The 22,075-nt window shown below is 56.5% G+C and carries 17 protein-coding genes and 2 tRNA genes; 9 read left to right on the plus strand and 10 right to left on the minus strand.

Annotation, left to right across the window (positions count from 1 at the left end):
- Positions 1-6: 6 nt before the first annotated feature.
- Together AB5Y98_RS07725 and AB5Y98_RS07730 are read right to left on the minus strand one after the other, a co-directional pair.
- A complete protein-coding gene (locus AB5Y98_RS07725) occupies positions 7-3,567 on the minus strand; it encodes an ATP-binding cassette domain-containing protein (RefSeq protein ID WP_368231658.1) in 3,561 nt (1,186 codons plus the stop codon).
- Positions 3,568-3,665: 98 nt separating this feature from the next.
- The gene (locus AB5Y98_RS07730; RefSeq protein ID WP_368231659.1) at positions 3,666-4,943 is read right to left on the minus strand and encodes an alpha/beta hydrolase; all 1,278 of its coding nucleotides are present in this window, start codon (positions 4,941-4,943) and stop codon (positions 3,666-3,668) included.
- A gap of 226 nt (positions 4,944-5,169) precedes the next feature.
- Between AB5Y98_RS07730 and AB5Y98_RS07735 the strand changes: the two genes are divergently transcribed.
- Positions 5,170-5,304, plus strand: coding sequence for a hypothetical protein (locus AB5Y98_RS07735; protein ID WP_005297801.1), 135 nt, complete (start codon positions 5,170-5,172; stop codon positions 5,302-5,304).
- A 43-nt stretch (positions 5,305-5,347) separates the two neighbouring features.
- Here the strand turns inward: AB5Y98_RS07735 and AB5Y98_RS07740 are convergent.
- Both AB5Y98_RS07740 and AB5Y98_RS07745 read right to left on the minus strand, forming a co-directional pair.
- A tRNA-Asn gene (locus tag AB5Y98_RS07740) sits at positions 5,348-5,423 on the minus strand.
- A gap of 4 nt (positions 5,424-5,427) precedes the next feature.
- Positions 5,428-5,503, minus strand: a tRNA-Phe gene (locus AB5Y98_RS07745).
- A gap of 723 nt (positions 5,504-6,226) precedes the next feature.
- Between AB5Y98_RS07745 and AB5Y98_RS07750 the strand changes: the two genes are divergently transcribed.
- From AB5Y98_RS07750 to AB5Y98_RS07760, 3 genes are all read left to right on the plus strand, one after another.
- Positions 6,227-7,381, plus strand: a complete 1,155-nt coding sequence (locus tag AB5Y98_RS07750; protein ID WP_203762955.1) for a site-specific integrase — start codon at positions 6,227-6,229, stop codon at positions 7,379-7,381.
- A gap of 506 nt (positions 7,382-7,887) precedes the next feature.
- On the plus strand, positions 7,888-9,789 hold the full coding sequence (locus AB5Y98_RS07755; RefSeq protein WP_203762952.1) for a DUF927 domain-containing protein: 1,902 nt from the start codon (positions 7,888-7,890) through the stop codon (positions 9,787-9,789).
- A gap of 327 nt (positions 9,790-10,116) precedes the next feature.
- Positions 10,117-11,340, plus strand: coding sequence for a PD-(D/E)XK nuclease family protein (locus AB5Y98_RS07760; RefSeq protein ID WP_368231661.1), 1,224 nt, complete (start codon positions 10,117-10,119; stop codon positions 11,338-11,340).
- Positions 11,341-11,639: 299 nt separating this feature from the next.
- On the opposite strand, the gene AB5Y98_RS07765 is transcribed toward AB5Y98_RS07760, so the two are convergent.
- From AB5Y98_RS07765 to AB5Y98_RS07780, 4 genes are all read right to left on the minus strand, one after another.
- A complete protein-coding gene (locus tag AB5Y98_RS07765) occupies positions 11,640-11,939 on the minus strand; it encodes a cyclic-phosphate processing receiver domain-containing protein (protein ID WP_042865034.1) in 300 nt (99 codons plus the stop codon).
- On the minus strand, positions 11,936-12,721 hold the full coding sequence (locus AB5Y98_RS07770; RefSeq protein ID WP_128273998.1) for a Sir2 family NAD-dependent protein deacetylase: 786 nt from the start codon (positions 12,719-12,721) through the stop codon (positions 11,936-11,938). Before AB5Y98_RS07770 ends, AB5Y98_RS07765 begins: the two co-directional genes overlap by 4 nt.
- A gap of 995 nt (positions 12,722-13,716) precedes the next feature.
- Positions 13,717-13,896, minus strand: a complete 180-nt coding sequence (locus AB5Y98_RS07775; RefSeq protein WP_029304370.1) for a hypothetical protein — start codon at positions 13,894-13,896, stop codon at positions 13,717-13,719.
- Positions 13,897-14,023: 127 nt separating this feature from the next.
- Entirely contained in the window at positions 14,024-14,917 is an 894-nt protein-coding gene (locus AB5Y98_RS07780) for a helix-turn-helix transcriptional regulator (protein ID WP_368231662.1), read from the minus strand.
- Between the two features lie 798 nt (positions 14,918-15,715).
- On the opposite strand from AB5Y98_RS07780, the gene AB5Y98_RS07785 reads away from it, so the two are divergent.
- Positions 15,716-16,615, plus strand: coding sequence for an alpha/beta fold hydrolase (locus tag AB5Y98_RS07785; RefSeq protein WP_273857020.1), 900 nt, complete (start codon positions 15,716-15,718; stop codon positions 16,613-16,615).
- Positions 16,616-16,659: 44 nt separating this feature from the next.
- On the opposite strand, the gene AB5Y98_RS07790 is transcribed toward AB5Y98_RS07785, so the two are convergent.
- Positions 16,660-17,760 carry an AraC family transcriptional regulator gene (locus tag AB5Y98_RS07790; protein ID WP_368231663.1) on the minus strand — a complete coding sequence of 367 codons (1,101 nt, stop codon included), beginning with the start codon at positions 17,758-17,760 and terminating at the stop codon, positions 16,660-16,662.
- 325 nt (positions 17,761-18,085) lie between these two features.
- Here AB5Y98_RS07790 and AB5Y98_RS07795 point away from each other — a divergent pair, with 325 nt between their 5' ends.
- Genes AB5Y98_RS07795 through AB5Y98_RS07810 form a run of 4 tightly spaced genes read left to right on the plus strand, consistent with a single transcriptional unit; the run spans position 18,086 to position 21,433 of the window.
- A complete protein-coding gene (locus AB5Y98_RS07795) occupies positions 18,086-18,781 on the plus strand; it encodes a YkgJ family cysteine cluster protein (protein WP_273857022.1) in 696 nt (231 codons plus the stop codon).
- 8 nt (positions 18,782-18,789) lie between these two features.
- Entirely contained in the window at positions 18,790-19,797 is a 1,008-nt protein-coding gene (locus AB5Y98_RS07800) for a MerR family transcriptional regulator (RefSeq protein WP_368231664.1), read from the plus strand.
- Positions 19,798-19,853: 56 nt separating this feature from the next.
- Complete coding sequence (locus AB5Y98_RS07805) at positions 19,854-20,732, plus strand: class I SAM-dependent methyltransferase (RefSeq protein ID WP_368231665.1); 879 nt, start codon at positions 19,854-19,856, stop codon at positions 20,730-20,732.
- A complete protein-coding gene (locus AB5Y98_RS07810) occupies positions 20,732-21,433 on the plus strand; it encodes an HAD hydrolase-like protein (protein WP_368231666.1) in 702 nt (233 codons plus the stop codon). Before AB5Y98_RS07805 ends, AB5Y98_RS07810 begins: the two co-directional genes overlap by 1 nt.
- A 162-nt stretch (positions 21,434-21,595) precedes the next feature.
- Here the strand turns inward: AB5Y98_RS07810 and AB5Y98_RS07815 are convergent.
- The coding region (locus tag AB5Y98_RS07815; protein ID WP_368231650.1) for an IS3 family transposase at positions 21,596-22,075 on the minus strand (480 nt) is incomplete at its 5' end.

Raw genomic sequence — 22,075 nt, forward strand, 5'->3', positions numbered from 1 at the left:
TGGTGCTCAGGCCGTTTGGGACACCTGGCGGTTCACCTGACCCACGAACAGCTGGTGGAAACGGGAGTGGGAGTTGGCCAGCAGACTCACCGGCGAGCCCTGCTCCACTACTGTGCCGGCCTCCATCACCACCACCTTGTCCACTGACAGCAGCGGCTCCAGATGGTGAGCGATCACCAGGTAGCTGGCCTCCGGCCGGTAGCGATAGAGCAGCTCCGCCATCTTGCGCATGCCGCCGTGGTCGAGATCCGAGGTGGCCTCGTCCAGCACGATGAGCGGGCGGCGCGACAGCAGGATGCGGGCGATCACCAGCAACTGGGTCTCGCCGGCGGAGAGCTGCAGCTTGTCGAGCTCCTCGTCCAGCCGGCCGGCGCAGCGCTCGTCCAGCCCCACCCGGGTCAGCGCCTGCTCCAGTGCCGCGTCGTCATGTTCGGTCAGGGGCGCCAGGTTGGCCCGCAGGGTACCGAAGAAGGTGAGCGGGATCTGGGAGACGGTGTCGTAGAGATCGCGCACCGCCTCCGGGGCCAGCCGGGAGAGCGGCTGCTCGCCGTAGTAGATCTCCCCCTGGGTGGCGGGATACATGGCCTGCAGCACCCCCAGCAGCGAGCTCTTGCCGGCGCCGGTACGGCCGCACACGCCCACCTTCTCGCCGGGGGCCAGCTCGAAGTTGACCTTGTGCAGCGCCCACTGGCTGGCCTGGGGGTAGCGCAGCCCCAGGTTGTCGAAGCGCACCTTGGGGTGAGGGGTGGCGAGGGCCTCCCCCTCCTGGCGCTCGCTCTCTATTTCGCTGTATTCGCGCACCCGCTCCACCGCGTTCATCACCTGCTCCACCTCGGCGAAGGTGCGGATGAGGGAGTTGAGCATGGCCGAGGCGGTAAAGGCGTAGGTGATGGCCACGGCCCCCAGCAGCGAGCTGTTGCCAAAGGCCACCATCAGCGCCACGGCGCCCACCAGAGCGGCGGAGAGCAGGGTCTGGTGCATGCCGAGCCAGCGGTTGATGGAGGTGGTGGTGTACCAGCTGCGCAGGTTGTTGTCATAGTGCAGCAGAACCTGATCCAGCGCGAAGCGCTCGGCCCCGGCCAGGCGCAGGGCGGGGGCGCCACGGATGGTCTCGCTGATGCTGATGTAGAGCGGCGAGCGCAGCACCGATGCCTGCCGCCGCAGCTTGAGCTGCACCGCCCGGTAGCGGCGCTGCAGCACGTAGAGGGCCCAGCCCACCAGGGGGGCGATGAGCAACAACAGCGGCATGTTGATGCCGATCACCACCACCTGCAGCGCCACCGACACCAGCATGCCGAACAGCCCCATCAGCATCGACAGCAGGATCTCCTGGGCTTCCCCCAGATCCCGGTCGAAGCGGTTGAGGATGCGCCCCTGCGGCACCTTGTCGAAGAAGGCCATGGGGGCGCGGCTGATGCGCCCCAGCATGCCGTCAAACAGGGTCCAGGCCAGCTTGAGGCCGAGTTTGTAGTTGATAACCCGCACCACCATGATGCAGGTGAGGGAGCCCGCCCCCAGCAGCACATAGATGCCGAGCAGCTCGCTCACCTCGGTCACCCCGGCCTTGCCGCCGAGCCAGAGATCCGAGGCGATGCGCAGCCCCTCCTGACCCAGGGTGAGCAGCAGGGCGAGCAGGATGGCGCCGGGCGCGGCCAGGCGCTGCCACATGAAACCGAACAGCCCCCAGTCCACCTTGCCCTCCACCACCTTCTCCTCGCTGAACTGCTCCGCCTCCTGGGGCGGCACCGGCGGGGTGGGCTGGGGATGCTGGATAAGATCCGCCAGCTGGTGGGCATCGAGCTCCACCAGTTCACCCTGCTCGATGCGGATCACCCGATCGCAGTGAGCCAGCACGTCCGGGTCGTGGCTGACCAGGAGCCGGGTCGGCCCCGGCTTGAAGGCGAGCCCCCGCTCCAGCACCTGGGCCGAGACGATGGGGTCGAGCGCCGAGAGGGGGTTGTCCAGCAGCAGGATGTCGGCCCGGGCGTAGAGGGCGCGGGCCAGGGCGACTCGCTGCTGCTGGCCGCCGGAGAGGCGGGTGCCGAGCTCGCCCACCAGGGTCTGATCGCCGTGGCTGAGCAGTTCGAGGTCGGCGCCCAGCGCACAGGCCCCCAGCACCCAGCGATAGCGCTCGGCGTGCCAGGGCTGGCCAAACAGGATGTTGTTGCGGATGGTGTCGTTCATCAGCCAGGGCTTGTGGCCCAGATGGGCGACCCGGCCGTGGCGGCGGATGCTGCCCTCGAAGCTGTCGTCAAAGCCGGCGACCAGGTGCAGCAGGCAGCTCTTGCCCGCCCCGGTGGCGCCGGTGATCCCCACCAGTTCCCCCGGCTGGATAAACAGGCTGGCTCCCTGCAGCACGGTTTTTTGCTGGTGCAAGGCGGTGACGTTGTCGAGCTGCAGGGCCCCCACCGGCAAGCTTGAGTCGGTGAGATCCCGATGCTGCTCGGGGCTGTTGAGGAACTCGCACAGCCGGTTGAAGCCGGTGTTGAAGTTGATCAAGGTGCGGATGAGATAGGGCAGCCGCATCATGGGGATGCGCAGCACGGTGAACAGGGCGATGGTGGTGAACACCTGGGGCAGGGTGAGCTCCCTGCCCGACACCAGATAGGTGGTGAAGGTGGCCAGGGTCACCAGCAGCGGGGTGCTCAGCATCAGGCTCTCGTTGATGGCATCGAGCCGGAGCACTCGTCCCAGCACCCCCAGCTCCTGCTGGCGCTTGTGGCCGGCGGCCCCGGTGAAGAAGGCGCTGAGCCCGTTCTGGCGTACCAGCCGCAGCTTCTTGATGTACTCTGCCAGGATGCCGTTGCGCTCGTCCTGCTGGCGCTTGAGCTGCTGTTCCTGCTGGTTCATACGCCGCACCACCCGGGTGGAGATGAGCAACAGCAGGGTGAGCACTGCAAAGCCCACCAGGCCGGCGCTGCCCACCTGCCACACCAGCAGGGCGATGGTGCCGAGCAGTTGCAGCAGCATGGTGAGCGGCATGGCGGGGTCTGCCAGAATCCAGGTAATGTCCCACACGTCCCGGTTGATGAGGTTCTGCACTCGGCCACCGGCCCGGTCATCGAAGCTCTTGCCGCCCAGCTTCATCACCTTGGCGAGCAGGGACTCGGCCAGCAGGCGGCGGATGGGCACGTGCATCTTGAGCGCCAGCTGCAGCGAGTGCTCCGCCAGCATGCCGGAGGCGAGCACGGAGGCGAACAGGGCCAGGGCCAGCAACAGCTTGTGGCCGGTGTCAGCGCCGGTGCCAAGCTGGGTCATGCTGTGGTTGAGCAGCCAGGGGCTGGCCAGGGTGGCCAGCATGCCAAGCAGCTGCAGCAGGGTAAGCAGGCCGATGCGGCCGCGATACTGGCGCCAGATAAAGGCGGTGATGGGCCAGGGGCGCACCGGCTGGGCGGCGGTGAGCGCGAGGAAGGCGTCGGCACGGCCATCGCGCCTGTCTTCCGGCAACAGGGGATAGAGATCGTCGAGGTTGACCTGGGGCTCGGTCAGCCCCTTGCGTTGCAACGGGCCGGTCCAGTGATAGAAGAGGCGGCTCAGCCAGCCGGCCGATATTTCCGGATGATCCAATGGGTGTCCTTATTATTTTGTGCTGCTTCCAGGGGGCGGGGCGGCTCATGGGCCGCCCTCGATATTGTCGTCTTGCTGTGGGCGCGAGCCCGGCGGGATCAGCGATCCCGATTCATGCGGATGAGTCGGTCCAGGATCTGCTCACCATCGACCCGTAGACCGTTGTGCTCGTACTCGTTGGTGATCCAGGCGCGGCTGTTGCCAAGCCCCTTGAGGGTGTCGCGGCTGTAGTCGAACTCCACGTACATGTCCTCGGCATAGACGGCGCAAGCCACCGGCACTTGGTTGCGGGCCAGCTGCACCGGGTCGTAGAGGGGGCCCCAGTCCGCCTTCTTGGCCAGCAGGTGAGCGGCTTCCTTCAGCGGGATGAGCTCGCGGAACTGCTCGAACATCCAGGGGAAGATCATCTCGCCGGTGAAGGCGAAATCCTTGCCCGGCGCCCAGGCCAGGGCCGGGAACTCGCCCCTGACCCGCTCGGCCGCCCAGTTGCTGGCGCTCCCTTCGCAATAGATGGACTCGTGCAGGATGGCGAACACCGGGTTGGTGTTGAACGGCTGCATCGCCTGCAGCTGATAGAGGAAGGCGGGGTTGAGTCGCTCGCCGATGAAGGCGTCCTCCAGCAGGTAGTAGAGCTCCTCGAAGGCGCCGCTGGCACCCAGATCCAGCCCCTGCTGCTGCAACTGCTCCACCGTCAGGCGCTGGCCGTTGGGCAGGCGCACCTCGTGACTGTGCAGGTGGTTGGCCAGCCGGTTGGCGATGGCCTGGGCATGGGGGAAGCGGGCGAAGAAGGCGCGGTTCTTGTCTGCCACCCGCTGGTAGGTGGCGCGGTAGACCTCGTCTGCGCTGCGACCGATGGGGGCCACCCCGCCGGTGAGGTAGACCTCGTGCAGGCTGCCTGGGAACAGGGAGAGGTAGGTGAGGCTGCAAAAGCCGCCGAAGCTCTGGCCGAGCAGGCTCCAGGGGCGCCCCGGGCTCAGCACTTCGCGAACGTACTCGGCGTCGCGCACTATGCTGTCGGCGCGAAAATGGCCGAGGTACTCCGCCTGCTGACGACCAGTGAGCTGGGCCAGCGCATCGGCACTGATGGGGCTGGAGTGACCGGTGCCACGCTGATCGAGCAGCAGCACCCGAAACTCCTGCAGGGCCCGCTTGATCCAGCCGCTGGCGGCGGTCGGGCGCGGGGCGCCAAAGCCGGGCCCGCCCTGCAGGAACAGCAGCCAAGGCAGATCGTCGTGCAGCCTGTCCTGGCGACAGAGGGTGCGGCCGAACAGGGTGAGGGTCTCCTCGTTATCCGGTCGCTGGTGGTCGAGGGGCACGGTGAAGAAGCGGGGCTCGCAATGGATGCCGTCCAGCACGTAACGCAACGGGCTGCTCATCTGGGGTCTCCCTGAGGGTAGGAAAATCGTCGGCCTCATCATAGCCCTGGCGCAGGAGCGGGTCACGCCGGTTTTCCAAATTGTTAACATTGTCGTCAAGTGAAAACGGGGGGCCGCAGGGTGATGAATTTATTGTCGGCAAGAGAGTTGACGGTGGCGGGCCGGCTGCACAAAGATGGCTCGCCTGCCGACGGGGCAGGGGTTGCAACAGGATGAGGTGGGCGCGATGAAGCCTGGGTGGAGACGATTGCGCAAAAAAGAGAAACGGGTGAACCCGGAGGGGGTGCTGCAGACCGGCTTGTTGCTGTTCAGTGCCACCTGCGGCGCGACCCTGCTGCTGGCAACCTGCAACGGCAGCTGACCGGAATGAAAAAAGCCCGCTCGATGAGCGGGCTTTTCAAATTTGGCTCCTCCTACTGGACTTGAACCAGTGACATACGGATTAACAGTCCGCCGTTCTACCGACTGAACTAAGGAGGAATTGTGGTGCCCAGAGACGGAATCGAACCGCCGACACGGGGATTTTCAATCCCCTGCTCTACCGACTGAGCTATCTGGGCAACGGCGCGCATTAAACCCTTTCTGCACTGGGGTGTCAACCTTGTAGACCCAGTTTCTGGCATGTTTTTGCATAGGGTGAACTAAGTGGCGAGATAGTGTGCAAGGAGCTCCTGACCCAACACCGGGATCCGGTTGTCGGCAGGTTCTGCTATCGAGGTTTTTTCCCTTTATAGAATTACCTTTTCGCTCTCTCACCCATCCCGAGCCTCCAACAAGTGAGCCCATTTTTGGTCAAAAAACGGATGAGCTAACGTGCATGTTTTTTGTGCGCTGAAAAGTTACCAGAAATTGACCAGACAGGGTTTGCTGTGTCGCTGCCTCTGTACCTCCGGTCGTCAGCTCCTCAGCGTCCCTGTGAAGAAGAGAAGTGATGGTGTTTCGGCGGGGGAACTTAAATTTATTGTGATAAACATCACAAAAATGAATTTTGGTTACACCTCGCAAAAGGACTCAATCGACAGGTGTTTTTATGTAGGCAAATCACGATCATCCCAGCAAATCAGGAGCGTTTGTCACGAGATTCAGAAAGTCGGTCTCCAAAGCGGGATCTGAAATTTGCCTCTGAATCGCCCTCTCTAGGCGGCATCCAGAATCTTCAAACATAAAAAATTCATTAAATATCAATGCATTGATTATTTTTTGAGCGATTGTTCTTTGGCTATGAAAATGCAAAATGCCTCCCATAACCGTCAATCCCGGCGGTTATGGTTAGAGAGGTAGTTGTGAGCAGCGAAGTGTCAACGCCAACTGCTAAAAGTAGGCAGGAGTCGTGTGGAGAACACGTCTCCAAACAAAAAGAGGTAAAAGACGAGTACGTACCTAGGCTCATATGGATTACTTATAAATCTGGTACCAAGGTCGGCTACTTCGATACGCACAGAAAAAAGCATCGTCGGAAAAGGATTGCGAGCACCAGTGAGGCTAGCCTCAAAGTGATACGCGATAAAGCACGTAAACTGTTGGCGGAGTTCATCATTGATCCAGATGGATTCGAGCAAACCTATTACGCTAGTTTATCGGTAGAGCGCTTCATTTATGATGATTACCTACCCGCAGTGCAGGAAACTCATCTTTCTATCAGGACTATTAAGTCCCGTATAAAGCCAATCGTGGCAGCTTTTGGGCACAAGCCACTGAACCGCGTCACCCGTGATGACATCGAGCGCTTTCAAGCGGAGCAAGCTAAAACCAAATCGGTTGCTACGGTGAATCGCTACGTCGCTCAGATCAAAGCCATAGCGACCTTCGCAGTGGAGCGCGGCATACTCAAATCGTCGCCTGCAGCAGGCATTCGCGCTAAATACGAGCCTGTCCTGCCTCCCAAAGGCTTACCCGATGAGGCAGTCAATAAGCTGGTCGCTCGCTTGATGGAAGACATTGACGAGGAAAAGGCTCGTCTGTTGCTGTTCCTGTTCGCAACGGGCTCCCGGATGGGAGAAGCCAGAGCTCTAAAGCTGCAAGATTGCGATCTCAATCGACAAATAGCGTACCTACCTACCAGTAAGTCTGGTCGGGAAAGGCTAATACCGCTTAATCAATTCGCGCTGGAGTTAATTCGACTTCAACTCCAGCGCCATGGCACGACTGGTCTGCTGTTTCGAGGCCAGGACGGTGTCTCTCAAATTTCAGAACCACGTCGGTATTGGTACCGAGTCTGCAATGATTGTGGGCTAACAGAGGTACGCATCCACGATGCCCGTCATACCGTCGCGACTTCACTGCTGAACAAGGGCTGTTCGCTCGATGTCTTGCAGAAAGTCTTGGGCCACAGCTCTCCTCGGATGACTGAAAGGTACGCCAGGTACCACGATAAGACGTTGGTCAAGGCCGTCGATGCACTTCACACCGTCTGGGACCTCCCTAACCTCACCTGCTAACCAACTTTAGGAGATGGGGGAGGGAGACTCCCCCATTAAGAATTATGCGTAGACCAAGATCTAGTAGTGATAACCCCCCGAGTCGTTTTGCCCGTCGTCCAGGGACTCAAGCATCCATTGATTGGATGGCAAGTCAGGGTGTACCGCCGACAGACTCGGTACCGGACTCGGATCAGGAGGCATCAGCGCCAGAATCGCACCCTGCAGTCGCTCCCGACTCGCTGCCGTTACTGGTGGAGGAAACGAACCTTGATGCACACCATGGTGATGCTCATCGAGCGAATATTGCCCCCGATGCTGTGAGCCCAATGTCCGAACAGCACGAATGTTGTCAGCCATACCCCGACAGTGAGACTCAATATGAGCTTTTCGTTCGTCGTGAACTTCTTATGCTGGATCAGTGTTCAGCAGAATACAGGTTGTACAACGAGGGGCGTTGCTCGATTGCCTCTGATGGGACTGTGTGTGACCCAGATGGCTTGGTGCTTTCCAGACCTGAGCCGGAGATGAAAAAACCGGTTCATTCGATAGCTATTCCTGATGGGTTTGCGATGTCCCCGTGGGGGAAATTGGCTAGCGATCATGGCAAGCCAAAAACGATACTCGGTAAGCCATTGCTGCCGGTATCGATACTCCAAGCTGACAGTACAGACATCAGTGGTGTTCGTTTCATGTATCTGGATGAGAGGAAGCAATGCCAGCGCATCGACCTATTATTCGATAGGGTGATTCAGGACTACAAAACAGTGAGGGCTGCGCTATACCGCGCGGGGATTGAATGCCCAGGTGCACGGGAGGAGGGGCTACTGTCATACATGTCCGCCAGCATCAGTATCCAAGATATCAGCGTGGTCCATCAGCATCTGCAAGCGGGGTTTGTTAGCGAACATCCCTGCTATGTCTGGGTAGGTCGGTCAATTTACAAAACGGGCTATAGTGGTCCTCAGCACGAGCTGCTGTCCGCGCCTGGTGAGCATGACGCTATCCACTCGAATGGAACGTTGCTGGAGTGGAAAGAGAACGTCGCGCTTCCTGTCAAAGAGTCACCAACTATGCTCTTTGCAATCATGGCAAATCTATCCAATGTATTCATGAAGTTATCAAATACAGGGACCATGATTTTTCACTTCTATGGTGCAAGCTCTTGTGGCAAAACGACGCTTCTACAAGTGGGGCAGAGTGTGTCAGGCGTGGCATCTGACCCAAGTGCGGGCCCCGCAACGGCGATTGTGAAGTGGGACGGAACATCTGCTGGGTTCAAAGGCATGTTTCAACAACGAACTGGCATTGGCATTTGTTTGGATGAACTGGGCTCATTGTCTAGTAACGATCCGCTTCAGTTTGCCTATTCGGTGACGGGTGGACAGTCGAGAGTACTTGGCAATTTGAAGGGCACAGGTAATAGGAGCCCATTGGCATCGAATGTTTGTGCTCCCTCTTCGGGGGAGGAATCCTTCAAGGAACTGCTAGAGCGGAGCAAGGCGGGCACTAAAGGGGGGATATTCGTCAGACTGCTGGATATTGAGATGATGGCGGAGGATGTCGCGCTGGCGGGTGAAAGCCTTGAGCTGACTCGTTGCCGGGTGAATGGCCTTAAAGCTGCAACCTCTCAGTACTACGGTACGGCGATGCCTGCATATATTCAGGCGCTGTTGAATATGCCAGACATCGATACCCCTGCTGATTTAGCGGTTATCTTTGCTGCTAAGCGTGAGGAGTGCCAAGAGTGGCTGATGAGTCGCTCGGGATTAGAAAACCCTCCGCCTCTTGCTGCTCGTGGTGCTGGTTGCTTCGCAAACGTCATGGCAGCGGGGCGATTGGCCGTTGAGCTAGGTATTCTGCCGTTTGATGTGGCGTATGCAGATAATGCAGTTTTGGTATGCTTCCGACGGTGGCTCATGTCGATGGACGGCATCATGGATGATGTCACCAGAGAGGCTTATCGGTTATTGGATACGCTCTCCGAGCAACGAAGAAAGATCCACATCGGCAAGCCATCCATGGAAGTGCGGGAGCTATTAGGATTCACGGAAGACGGAAAGCTTTATGTCGAAATGACCCAGCTTCAGAAACTGTTGACAAGCAAGCCGAAGCTGGTCATGAAGTGGCTTCGTGAAAACGGGTACATAGTGCACTATGCTGACGGACGATATGTCAAAGAGATCGTAATAGACAGCCTTCCTGGCAATTATTACGTATTCTCGGTGAACAAGGTATTTCAATTTAGAAGCCCGCTATTTGATGAACGGACTGAGAGCCTCGTCCAACCTTGCAGTACTGGTTCATCAACGGCCCCTGGCTCCCCCGCTCCGAGTTTCACCCGCCGCGCGACGAGCGAGACGGGGTGCGTGATGGTTGAGTCCTCACCAGACATGCCAGAGATATCGGTGGAAGTCGAAAAATTCTAAAAAATGAAAGGGGGCCAGTGCGAACTGGCCCCTTTGCTTTTATGGGATCCGGTGGCAAAAGCAGGCAGCAAGGGGAGGAACGTTTTAGCAGGCCGAGAAGGCCAGGATGATCTTGTTGCGGAGGTTTGGAGGGCGGCGCAGCCAAAACGGCTCATTGGGTCGCTAAACCGCGATACAGGTGCCTAGCCGGGGGGCCTCAGAATGAACTCAACAACGCAGCCCCAAAATCCCCTGGCTTGATGCTGGTCAGATATTTTATGGCTTGTGCTTGCCCAAATGATGACGTGCGTTATTCTGCCGTGCAGATTCTGCAAAAAGGATAACGAAATGAACGGCATACATCAGAAGGCAGCAGCACTTCTTGAGAACGTTGTTCGCTGGACAGAGGTAACTCGTCGAGCGAAATCACGATATCAGGCTGAGCTAGCACCGGACTTTAGCTTGATGGACTGGTTGAAGAATGACGAGCTAGCACTGTCCCGTTATCTGCGTTTTTTGCTATCCCCCAATGAAAGCCACGGACAGTCAATTTTATTTCTAAAAGGATTCCTCTCCCTTATTGAAAATTTAGGGCATAACAGTCCTATCGCCACGGAAGACTGTTTTCATAAAGCCAGAGTAGATTATGAAGTCATAATTGAAAACGGGAGAAAAATAGACCTCCTATTGACGACACCTAAAGGCATTATTGCTATAGAAAACAAGCCATGGGCAGAGGATCAAGATAACCAGTTAAGAGATTACGCACAATGGCTTAACAAGCTTGGAAAGCCATGGAAGTTAATTTATTTGTGTAATCATGAACCTAGCGAGTCTAGTCTTCCCAGAGACACACCAGACGTACTGAAGCAACACATCCTAACAGTATCTTGGTATAAAGTTGTAGAGTGGCTAAGTGATTGTTTACTGTACGTCCGAGCTGGAACGGTCAGAGTATTCATTGAATCCCTAATCAAGTATGTAAACCAATCAATTAATGGCGAATATATCATGGATAACAGCGACGAACTATCTGAAATTATTAAGAAAGATAGTCACACAATAGAATCTGCATTTGTCATTTATAATCAAATTGAAGTTGTGCGCAAACAATTGTATGGAAATCTAATCAAAGATTTAAATGGGAAGCTAACAAACCATAACTTAAAGATTAAAATTTCTGATACTGATATATCAAGTCGCTGGGCTGGCTTTTACATATCATTAGATTCAAGCGACACGCATCATCTTAGCTGGCAATTTGATCGAGCAAATTTTAATGGTTTGTATTTTGGCATATCAGGGATAAGCGAAAAGGCAGGTCGAACTGAAAAAATATCAGCTGCCATGTCAGCACTTTTCCCGCACATGCAAGGTAAATCAAATAAATACTGGTCATGGTGGAGCTGGGACCTCGACCCACAGGGGAAAAACCGAATCCCTCATAATTGGGGCAATGACGGCTCTGTGTGGGCAAAGCTCAGTGAGCGTGATGAAGACAGTGTTTTTGCTGCACTATATGAAGTCATCATTACCGTTCACGATAAAATGGATATGAAGCTATTTAGTTAATAAAATTAAGCCATAACTAAACTTAACCTAGTGAGTGCGGAAGGGAATAGCAAAAGACCGCCACTATCCTCCTAACCGAAAGGCATCTAGAAAACAGCAAAGATTTTGTTTTAACTCAGCCAGATTGATATCCAATCTGGCTGAGTGCTTATCGATTTTAGAAGTCTTTTACTTTCAGGGGATGGCTTTTAACTGTTGGAAAATCATTGCAGATATCATTTCTTCACTAAGAGCCAGAGGGCTTTATACATAGTGGCATGACTTACTATATCTGAAGTTTAGTTACAGCTCTGGAGTTGTCATGTTGACTTCCCTAAAAAGCTATTTATGGCCATAATGCCCAGTTCCATTTTTCTTCTTGCGGAGACATTTGCCGAATGAATATGAATTTTGGGAGGAATGAAGTAATTTGTCATTACTTCATTTTCTATCCAGAGAATAACATCGTATCCGGTTCCTCTACCATCATCACCGAGGTCATGATCAAGACTAATTTCAGTCACCATCTCTGTTTTTAGCCATGCAATCGCCTCATCAGGCCAGAATACGCGAATCCACCCTGCCGGGGTTTCTCTTTCATCGTCCAAATATAATTTCATGCCATTTTCTCCATGGTTAGTTCCAATACGTGAGCAATACCGCGATTGGCCCCATCAACAATCAGCTCACCGGGAAACGGTAATCTGGATGACAAACCAAGATCGGGATCGATGTAGTAGACACATGCGCCAGGGTTGATGTTTTGTAACAAAGAACTCGCAGGCTCAACAAGCAAACTGGTGCCGACAACTACTACGATATCAGCCTCGCAGAGCCAGCGACGAGCTTGTTGATACTCATAAACATTTTCGCCAAACAGCACGATATCTGGACGCAATTGTGAGCCAGTGGATGGGCAGCGCTCACCGATCGCCACATCCTCATGCCAAGGCTGCCGATATTTTTTGCTACGAAAACCTATGGGGACCAAAAACTGGATTGAACCATGCAGATGAAGGACTTCACGGCTACCTGCTCTCTCATGTAAGTCATCAATATTTTGGGTGATGATCCTAACAGTACATTTATGCTGTAGCTGTGCCATCAGATAATGCGCCTGTGAGGGGGCGGCTTCCAACATGGTTTGACGCCGTTGGTTGTGAAAGGCCAAGAAGCCAGCCAGATCCGTACTCATGCTATTAGCGTGGGAATAGCACCAGTTCTCATGATTACGCCAAATGCCCTCACTTCTAAACGTGGGCACACCGCTTTCCGCTGACAAGCCCGCCCCCGTAAAGAAGAGGATTGTGGGATGGTAGTGCTGGCCCGTTATCGCGGCTTGTGCTCGTTTTTCTCTATGACGGCGCTGATGTCTTCGAGCACGGGAGGCTATTGGTTGCATACGACCACCTTTTGTTAAGGTGTGACCGGCCCACCCGATTGATTTGTTACTGAACTAGGGGTTGGGATCACACCTCATGACTATGTTCCTACTCACCTCGTTGAGGTAAGAATGAGGGGGAGCGGCAGTTACCAGCTGAGATCAAACAAGCTGCGACTAATGGATGTTATTGCACTAGCAGACCCAGCACTTTTTTTACAGATTGGCTCGCTATGCATGAAAAACCAGAAACGGTACTCCTGAGCAAAATGATCACATGCGCGTAAGATCGGTTCCCGGTAATCGCGTCGTATGCGATCCGTTATGACCTGCTGTTCATCCAAATACAGATTTTTGAGGCCAAAGCCATGTTGTCGGACACACCAGTCGACAGCACACAATGCGGTTAACTGGTTGTATCGCCTAAACGGTCGGATTGAACTAATCAGATAAAACAGTTCAGCCCCTCTGGCAAAGATACAGGGATAGGCCTCCTCCCTGATTTGGTTTTGCTGCACTCGCATGATGGTCCAGTCCAGGATTTGCACCATACCCTGGGTGGTCATAGAGGGTGTTTGATCAATGGCACGACTGACGAAACGATGGATTTGCAGGACTTTTCTTGTGGAAATCATGGTTGCTTACTCACACATTATTTAGCGCAAGTACACTCGGGTAAGGAAGGTTTAGAAGCCTTGAAGGGCGGAGGTAATGTCGATGCCGTAGGCAGAAGATGGAGCATCATTTCAGTAGGCTGAGAAGGTCAGGATGATCTTTTTGCGGAGGTTTGGAGGGAGGTGCAGCCAAAACGGCTCACTGGGTCGCTAAACCGCGATACAGGTGCCTCGCCATGCGGGATTACCCCGGTATTGCTCACTGGCGTGATCAAGCCGGTGCTGTCGAACGGTCCAAAAAAAGAGGCCAGTAGAACTGGCCGCTTTGTCGTTACGAGCGTTTCGTGGCAGATATCGCTCACAGGAGTCAACTAATGATCAACTAACGTGTATGTGTTGACGTTATCGATACACTTCATATCCGGCAGGAACGCGGTCTTCATTATCGACTTCCTCTCGGGATTCACCGATCACCCGGTTCACCCGATCCCAGAAAGCCTGGCCATCCGTTTCGGTCAGGCCGTATTCCTGCTTCACCTCGCGCTTTGCGGTGGACTCTTTCATCTGGATCATTTTACTCATGTATTACTCCTTGGATTGCTACTGCTTGATGGTTGACGACAATGCTGAACAGCGGCGACAGGTGGTGTCGCGGCATGTCAGGCGCTGTCGCCAGATGTATAAACTGGGATCTTTGTCACACAGTGGGTCAGGGCGGAGCCTGGCTCATCAGGGTCAATAGATGGCGTAAATCACGGACGATCTGCTCATGGATAAATCCGGGCGAGATCACGGTGAGCCCCGGCATCCAGGATTTGATGACGGGCAGAATTTGATTGGCATCGAGCACGCGACTGCTCAATAACAGCGCACCGTCATCCAGGGTTTTGACAATCTCCTGCTCGGGCAACAACGGGCGATGCTGAAAGTTGATGGCGATGGCGGCACTGGCCTTGAGGAGCACCTCGATCATGCCGGAGCGCCAGAGCGTCGGGTCGGTTTCGATCTGTCGCGCAATGAGCGGATCGCGGGTAAAGGTCTGTTGCGATAGCTCAACCAGCGCGATGGAGCTCAGCGGATAGGCTTGCAACCGCCCCTCGCTGACGCCGACCAAGTGCCAGGTGCCCTTGTAGTTGACAAGCTGATAGGGGCTAAACAGTTGCTTGCGCTGGTCTTTGGTGATGAGCCAGCATTGCAGATGCTGGGTCAGTGCCTGCTCTAATACCGGTAGCTGGTGACTCAGTGAGTCGGTGGACTGGGCATCGAACCCCTTGATGGCGAAGAGGCTTGGGGTGTCTCTGTCCAGCAGCTGACCCAGACGATGTTCACTGGCGCGGGGGAACAGGTCGGTGATGCCCAACTGCTCGGCCAGCTTTCGCACCTTTCCGTCGTTCTTGTGATTGAGGAACCCAGGATCCAGCCAGTATTGCTGGCTGCGGTGCTCTATCGGTAGATAACTGAGGCGTTGATTGAAATCCCGCTGCAGGGTGCGCACGGTGACGTTGTACTCGGTGGCCAGATCACTCAGGTGTAGCTTCTCACCGCTGTACAGGCGGGTGAGGAGCATACCGAGGCGCTGAGCAATCTTGTCGTGTTCGTGCATACCATCACAGAAGGGGAATAACCGTGTCGCGGATTATCCAAACAGGCCGCGACACGGCGTGACGAATTGGCTGGCAGGCAGTTTTTCGCAAAACCCATCATCGGCGATGGGCTTTTGTCATCAGTAGAGGAATTTTGTTATCAACCGGCGAGAAGCGGTTGAACGGGCCAGAAAGACCCGCCCGGTGAGGTTGTGGCAGTTGGTGGAGGGAATTAGCGAAAACTAGTTCTCAGGTGACTCAATAACGATAAGGGGTTCAATTCACACCGCACTAGCTCCCTACTGGTCTCAAAAAACTGGGAAAAACACGCTAATCGCTCATCAAGCATCTAAGCGAACAGGCCAATTTTTTTGTGAAGTTACGCCTGATAGCGTCAAAGTAGCTGGGTACTGCGTGCCTTATCTATAAGGATTCATCACTATCGACACTTGAAGGCTGAATGAATGGATGTGAGCAGCCAGAAAAATGAGCCTGACCTCGATAAGTCGAAGTTATTGATCGATAGTACTACCTCAACACATGCAAAAGCATGTCACTCGGTAAGCGTCAGTCTCCAGTGATAGCTTTGAGACGCAGAGCGGACCTGCAAGGAAGATTCAGTCCAATGACTGCTTTTGGGAGCTGCCGTTCATTTCAAGTGTCTGGCTGATATTTGATCCTTCCCATTGCACAGCGCTTAGGGTGGGCTGCCGTTCGCCAGTGTCACGTGATGTCAAGACTTTGGCGTCCTGGGTCATTTCTGCGATCTCCGATGTACGGCACAGTTGATCGTTGACTGATCTCCAAGGAACGTACCGATGAATACCTCATCCAACCGCTTCATCCCTGCCGCTATGGTCGGCAGCCTTTCGTTTGCGGCCCATGCTGCAGAAACGTGCCTCCCTGAAGCGAACACCCGATTTCTGCCTGTAGGTGAAGGCCATGTTGCCTACGATGACACAGGAGGCAGTGGCCCACTGGTTCTAGCCATTCCAGGGATGGGCGATCTACGCTCGGAATACCGGTCGCTGCGACCGTTGCTCCAGCAGGCCGGATATCGCGTCGTCACCATGGATGTTCGCGGACATGGGGACACGACAGCGCGTTGGCGTGACTATTCCGCGCATGCCGTTGGCCGTGATGCTTTGGCAATGATTGACCATTTGAACGCAGGCCCCGCGGTGATCCTGGGCAATTCATTTGCGGCGGGATCTGCGCTATGGGCCGCGCACGATGCGCCAACACAAGTACGTGCCGTCGTGCTGTTGGGGCCAGTGGTACGTGACGGACAGCCATCATGGTTCGCCAAGACTGCCGTTGCCGTAGGTTTTGCCGGCCCCTGGCGTGTGGCTTTCTGGTTGGCATTTTGGAACAGCCTATTTCCGTCTATAAAGCCAGAGGACCACGCCGAAGCGAAAGCTGCGCTCGAAGCCAATCTCAGAGAGCCTGGTCGCATGGAGGCATTGCGCACGATGATCGGCCTATCCAAGGACGATACAGCCGCTATCGTCAAGCAAAGCCGTGTGCCCGCGCTGGTGGTGATGGGCACGAAGGATCCCGATTTTCCCGACCCCGAGGCTGAAGCACGCTGGGTGGCCAGAGCTTTAGGCACCGAGCCTCTGATCATTGAGGGTGCAGGTCATTACCCGCACCTAGAGATGCCTGAGCGTGTGGCCCCAACGCTGCTGGACTTTCTTGCGCGCATAGGCGCGGAGTGAGGCCTATGTCTACTCACTGCAATCGCCTGGATGAGTTTTTGGGGTCAGTGCCGAGAACGCCGAGCTGCCGCGGGCGTCATCCCGGTCCAGCGTTTGAAGGCCCGGTAGAAAGAGCTCGGTTCAGCAAAGCCCAGCAGGTAGGCCACCTCGCCCAGCGCAAGGTGCTCATCGGCGATGTAGCGCATGGCCAACTCACGTCGTACCTCGTCCATCAAGTCGGCAAAGCGTGTGCCTTGATCGTCGAGTCGACGCTGCAGGCTGCGTTCGCTCAAGTTCAGGCACCGAGCCACTGCCTGCAGCGATGTCCGTCCGTGTGCCATGCCTTCGGCCAGTTGTCGTCGCACCAACGTGACAATATTGTCTGGTGGACACTGGCTGGCTGCGAGCAGTTGCTCGGCATGGGCCATGACAATGCGCGACAAAACTGGATCGGCAGCAGGTACCGGGCGGTCCAACACTTCGCTGGGCAGCACCAGACAAGACACAGGACACTTGACACGGGGTGTAACTCCAAAGACCTCTCGGTACGCCACGAACTTGTCCAGTGCTGCATGCGCGAACTCGACGCTCAGTGCCTGCACTGGTTCACCGCAGAGCTGAGACGCAACCACCACCAGCGAGGCCAACGTGAACTCTGCGGCATGCGGACATGGCCGCACGCCTACCACGTCGAATCTGTGCTCGATCCGTGTGGTTTCACCCATCGGGATGATATCGAAAGTCGCGAGGTCGTGCAGAAGGCGGTTGTAGCGTGCCAGTCGCTGCAGGGCTGTGCGCAAGTCGGGCGCGGTACGCACGGCGTAATCCAGCACATCGAACTCTCCCGGGCGGATCAGACCTGCGGCAAACAAGCCAAACGATGGTTTGTGGGTCAAGTCCGCTGCGCGCGCCCACAGGTGCTCCTCCACCGCAAGCGGCATGCGTGCCTCAGGATCGCTCAGCCATTCGGCGTTAAATCCTGTGCTGGACATCAAGTGTGCAGGCTGTACGCCCAAGACGCTGGCACGATGAATGATCAGAGCTCCAATTCGGGAGGAAACTTTTGGGCTAGAGGCGCGCGTCGTCATCGTCGGTGTATGTACATCTAAAGGAGTCAATACCCGAAGCACATTCTCTCTCGTGTTTGGGCAGGGCTTCATCACCATGCAAGCCACTGTCTCACTGATCGCAGATGCCGTGTCCAAAGTCAAGCCTCGCCATCAGGCGTCTCTCTAACTGAGCCTTTTGCGTCGCGCACGGTGATGGTCACTTGTGCTTCTTCGCCTCTACGACCTACAGCACCACGCAACAACTGTGACGTCGCTCATCAGATTCACACGTCAGTGCACATTCACTGCCGGCCGCGCCAAGGGCATGACCAGACACGCAACGGAGTTTGGATCCTGCGCTATTTATGTTTAGAAAGCCACGCTGTTGTTATCAGGCAATGAGTTTGACCCTGACGCAGCGTCAGACTTGAGGATTATCTTAATGCAAACAATCGACTCTGAAATCACATCAAACGACAATTTTCGATACGCCGGCGATTTCCAGTCTTGGCTTCAAGATACGCTGAACGCTTTCTCAACTGGACAAGGAGCCTCAGTGCCGTGCGGCGACTGTAAGGCTTGCTGTCGGGCCGGGTATTTCATTCCGGTTCACCGGCAGGAGTGGTCCACCCGTGCGGCTATTCCCGCGCGCTTGCTCGTCACACCTCCCGCCCACTCCGACGATGGCAACTACCAACTGATCAGCACGACCCGGCGCGGTCACTGTGCGTTGCTCAAAGAAGGTGCCTGTTCCATCTACCGCGAGCGGCCACAAACATGCCGCGACTACGACTGTCGGCTTTTTGCAGCATCAGGGGTTCTGTCTGGCCATGGCGAAATTGATCATCAAATTGCCCGCTGGCGCTTTCACTACGGCGACGAGGAAAGCAGACGCACGCATGCAGCCATCCGGGCAACGGCACGCTTTGTCATCGACCAAGCACGGGCGTTCCCAGAAGGGCGCGTTCCCCAGCGTTCTCTGGACATCACCGTGGTGGCTCTAAAGTCTTATCGTGTTTTTCTTGACCAAAAGGCACAAAGTGGTGATCAAGAAGCACTCGCCAAGGCCATCGTACAGGCCTGCCGCACATTTGATGCAACAGGTCGTCTGGCATTCAGCACAACACACTCCTCATGAGGTCAGCTTTGAAATCCTTGAAATTGACAGTTGGTGCAGTAGCTAGGCGCACAGGCCTGACTGTGCGAACGCTACATCACTACGACACGATTGGTCTGGTTCAACCCAGTGGCAGAACTGAGGCTGGCTATCGGCTTTACAACGCGCGTGACATCGAGCGCCTGCACGCGGTCACGTCCCTCAAACAACTCGGTTTGAGCCTGGATGCCATTGGTGTGGCGTTGGCCGGGAGCGGCATCGCCCCACTTGAGTTGGTTGGCCGTCAGATCATGGAAGCGGAGCGCGCGATCGAGCAGGCACGGGCGCTGAAAGAAAACTTGCAGCTGCTGCACGATACCTTGCTCACCAACAACGGCGGGGAGAACAACACGGAGGCCTTGCTGGCAGGCGTGCACTTGCTGACGAGCTACCAACGCTTTCTTCCGGGGCATGGCATCCGCAAACTACTGGGTAAATGGCGCCAAGAGCGGCCACGCTGGGAGCCTCTCGCCGCAGCCCTCAGCCGCTGTCAAAGCTCTGATGCGCCCGTTGACATGCCAGAAGTGCAACGCCTGGCGCAGCAGTGGATGAACGTGGCCATGGCCGTCTTCGGCGGTCAACTGCGCACCGTCTTGCAATGGGCACAGATGCACCGCCAAGCCCCGGAGACGGCTGCCCATGCCGGGCTGGATCCGGCAATGCTCACGTACTTGGAGCGGGCGATTGGCGCGCGCATGGCTGCGCTGGAGCGACACCTGAGTGCCGAAGACCTGGCACGACTGGATGGCTCCTTAGGCCCGGAGTGGGAGAAGTTCGCCGCCGACGGACACGCTTTGCTGCAGGCAGGCACCTTGCCGAACACGCCAGAGGCGGGCGCGCTGCAGGCGCGCTATCTGGATCTGCTTGCCAGAACCGTGCGCCACGACGCAGCGCTGGCCGAGAAGATGCGCCAAGCCTATGTTGCCGAGCCCATCTTGGCCCATGGGCATTTCGTTTCGCCTGAGCTTCGCGCTTATCTCGCTCAAATCACCCCTTGACTCTCACGCTACGTGAGGTTCGAAAGTGCGGTTTTTACTCACTGGAGATCCTGACGATGCACAACCTACCCACGCTTTCCGCCCCCTGTCCGAGCCCATCGGCATTGCGCGTTGCCACCGCGCGTGCCTTGCACCAGTTGCTGGAGCAGCAGCGCGTGTTGGAAGACCCGTTCGCACTGGGCTGTCTCGGGCCACAAACCGCCGCTGCCCTGATGCTGGACCCGGATGCCCACAACGACGTGACGGCCCGATCACTGCGCGCCGGGATTGTGGTGCGCTCAAGGTTTGCTGAAGATCGCCTGCTCAAAGCCATCGCCTTGGGGAGCCGCCAGTACGCCGTCATCGGTGCGGGGCTGGACACCTGGGCCCTGCGAGCCGCGCTGGCACTGCCTGCCATCGACGTGTTTGAGCTTGACCAGCCAGCCATGCAGGCGTGGAAGCAGGGCGTGTACGCCGAAAACGGTTGGGCAACGCCTGCTCGACTCCACTGGGTGTCGGCCGACTTGCGCGAAGTCACGGTAGATGATGCGCTCACCCAGGGGGGCGTCGACATGTCTGCCCCCACGGTCGTGTCGATACTTGGCGTGCTGGTGTACCTCCACCCAGCGGCTGTCGAGCGCACGATCCATGCGCTGCGCACGTTGCCCATCGGCTCGACACTCATCATGGATTACCGTCTGGACGAGCAGTGCCTGCCTCCCATCGAGCGAACGATGATGCAGTTCACTGCGCATGTCATGGCGGCCGGGGGGGAGCCCTGGCAGTCATCGGGCACGCCCGAACAGATGAAGACTTTGCTGGCGATAGCTGGATTCGATGTCGAAGAGGATCTAGGCCCTGCAGAACTCAATCACCGCTACCTTGCACGACGTCGTGATGGGCTGCAGATCGCCGGTGGCGGCTTCCGCTACCTCAGTGCCATCAAGGCCCGCTGATGGTGCGCCGCTACGACCTCGTCATGTTTGATCTGGATGGCACCCTGGCCGACTCGTTGGGCTTCTTCATACGTACGCACAATCTGCTGTCAGCCAAGTACCACTTCCAGCCCATCCAACCGCATGAGGTCGAGCTGCTGCGGCAGCGTTCGCCGCGCGAAATCATGGATCACCTCGGACTGCCAAGGTGGAAGCTGCCATTTGTTGCTCAGGATTTCGTGCGTTTGATGCGTCTGCACGGCCAGCAAGTGTGCATGTTCGCCGGGGTGGAGCGGGTTCTGCGCGACCTCCATGCACATGGACTCCAGCTGGCAGTTGTCAGTTCCAACTCGGTAGAGAACTGCCGACGCATCCTCGGCGAAGACCTGTGTCGCTTGATGTCATGCATCGACGGTGGCGCTTCGCTTTTCGGCAAACGCACGAGAATTCTTCGCGTGATGAAGAAACTTAGCATTCAACCGGGCCAGGCGATCTACGTGGGCGACCAGTTGACCGATGCTGATGCGGCCCGGGCGGCGAGCGTGGCTTTCGGTGCGGTGTGTTGGGGGTATGGTGCACCGCAGGCTTTAGCTCAAACTTCGCCCGAGGTGACATTTGAGACTGTTGATGCACTACGGTTGTTGGCCTGCAATACGCAGCCAATCGCACTGAGTCAATCTCCGGTGGCCGCTTGGAGGTGGAAAGCAGAAGTAGACATCTGAAAGCTGGCTTCAAGGGATAGTGGACTGACCCAGTAGACGATCCCGCCCTAGAGTCGGGCTAACACCGTCAGACAGAACTCGATACTAACTACACCGTATAACCAAACGAGGGGCCTACGGGCCCCTCATACTTTGATCTAAAAGTGATGCTCAATGTAGTGGTCAACTAAATCCGGACACTTGGTTAGGCCGATCTTCGGCTTTTGCTGGCGGTATCCCGTCATTGTGTTGATGTGGACGCCGCCAGTTGTAGTAATCCATCAGGTAATAACTGATATCCCGTTTCGCTTCCCGCAGGCTCATGTATCCCGTCACAGGGAGCCACTCTGACTTCAGGCTCCTGAACAACCGCTCCATCGGGGCGTTATCCCAGCAGTTACCACGACGACTCATGCTCTGGGTCATGCGATAGCGCCACAGCCGTTGCCGAAATGCCCGGCTGCCATATTGGCTGCCCTGGTCGGAGTGAAACAGCACGCCTGATGGGCAACCTCGTTGCTGATAGGCCATCTCGAGCGCTTTTACTGCCAGCTCTGCATCGGGCTTGTCAGACATCGCCCAGCCCACGACCCGGCGGGCATGGAGGTCAAGCACAGCTGCCAGGTAATGCCAACGGCCACCGGTCCAGACGTAGGTGATATC

It is taken from the genome of Aeromonas sp. s3 (assembly GCF_040907805.1).
Taxonomy (GTDB): Bacteria; Pseudomonadota; Gammaproteobacteria; order Enterobacterales; family Aeromonadaceae; genus Aeromonas; species Aeromonas dhakensis.

Bases quoted from the DNA above. Each gene is read 5' to 3' on its own strand.
- AB5Y98_RS07730 (WP_368231659.1), bottom strand. From the start codon at position 4,943: ATGAGCAGCCCGTTGCGTTACGTGCTGGACGGCATCCATTGCGAGCCC.
- AB5Y98_RS07735 (WP_005297801.1), top strand. From the start codon at position 5,170: ATGAAGCCTGGGTGGAGACGATTGCGCAAAAAAGAGAAACGGGTGAAC.
- AB5Y98_RS07755 (WP_203762952.1), top strand. From the start codon at position 7,888: ATGAAAAAACCGGTTCATTCGATAGCTATTCCTGATGGGTTTGCGATG.
- AB5Y98_RS07760 (WP_368231661.1), top strand. From the start codon at position 10,117: ATGAACGGCATACATCAGAAGGCAGCAGCACTTCTTGAGAACGTTGTT.
- AB5Y98_RS07765 (WP_042865034.1), bottom strand. From the start codon at position 11,939: ATGAAATTATATTTGGACGATGAAAGAGAAACCCCGGCAGGGTGGATT.
- AB5Y98_RS07770 (WP_128273998.1), bottom strand. From the start codon at position 12,721: ATGCAACCAATAGCCTCCCGTGCTCGAAGACATCAGCGCCGTCATAGA.
- AB5Y98_RS07775 (WP_029304370.1), bottom strand. From the start codon at position 13,896: ATGAGTAAAATGATCCAGATGAAAGAGTCCACCGCAAAGCGCGAGGTG.
- AB5Y98_RS07780 (WP_368231662.1), bottom strand. From the start codon at position 14,917: ATGCACGAACACGACAAGATTGCTCAGCGCCTCGGTATGCTCCTCACC.
- AB5Y98_RS07785 (WP_273857020.1), top strand. From the start codon at position 15,716: ATGAATACCTCATCCAACCGCTTCATCCCTGCCGCTATGGTCGGCAGC.
- AB5Y98_RS07790 (WP_368231663.1), bottom strand. From the start codon at position 17,760: ATGGTGATGAAGCCCTGCCCAAACACGAGAGAGAATGTGCTTCGGGTA.
- AB5Y98_RS07795 (WP_273857022.1), top strand. From the start codon at position 18,086: ATGCAAACAATCGACTCTGAAATCACATCAAACGACAATTTTCGATAC.
- AB5Y98_RS07805 (WP_368231665.1), top strand. From the start codon at position 19,854: ATGCACAACCTACCCACGCTTTCCGCCCCCTGTCCGAGCCCATCGGCA.
- AB5Y98_RS07810 (WP_368231666.1), top strand. From the start codon at position 20,732: ATGGTGCGCCGCTACGACCTCGTCATGTTTGATCTGGATGGCACCCTG.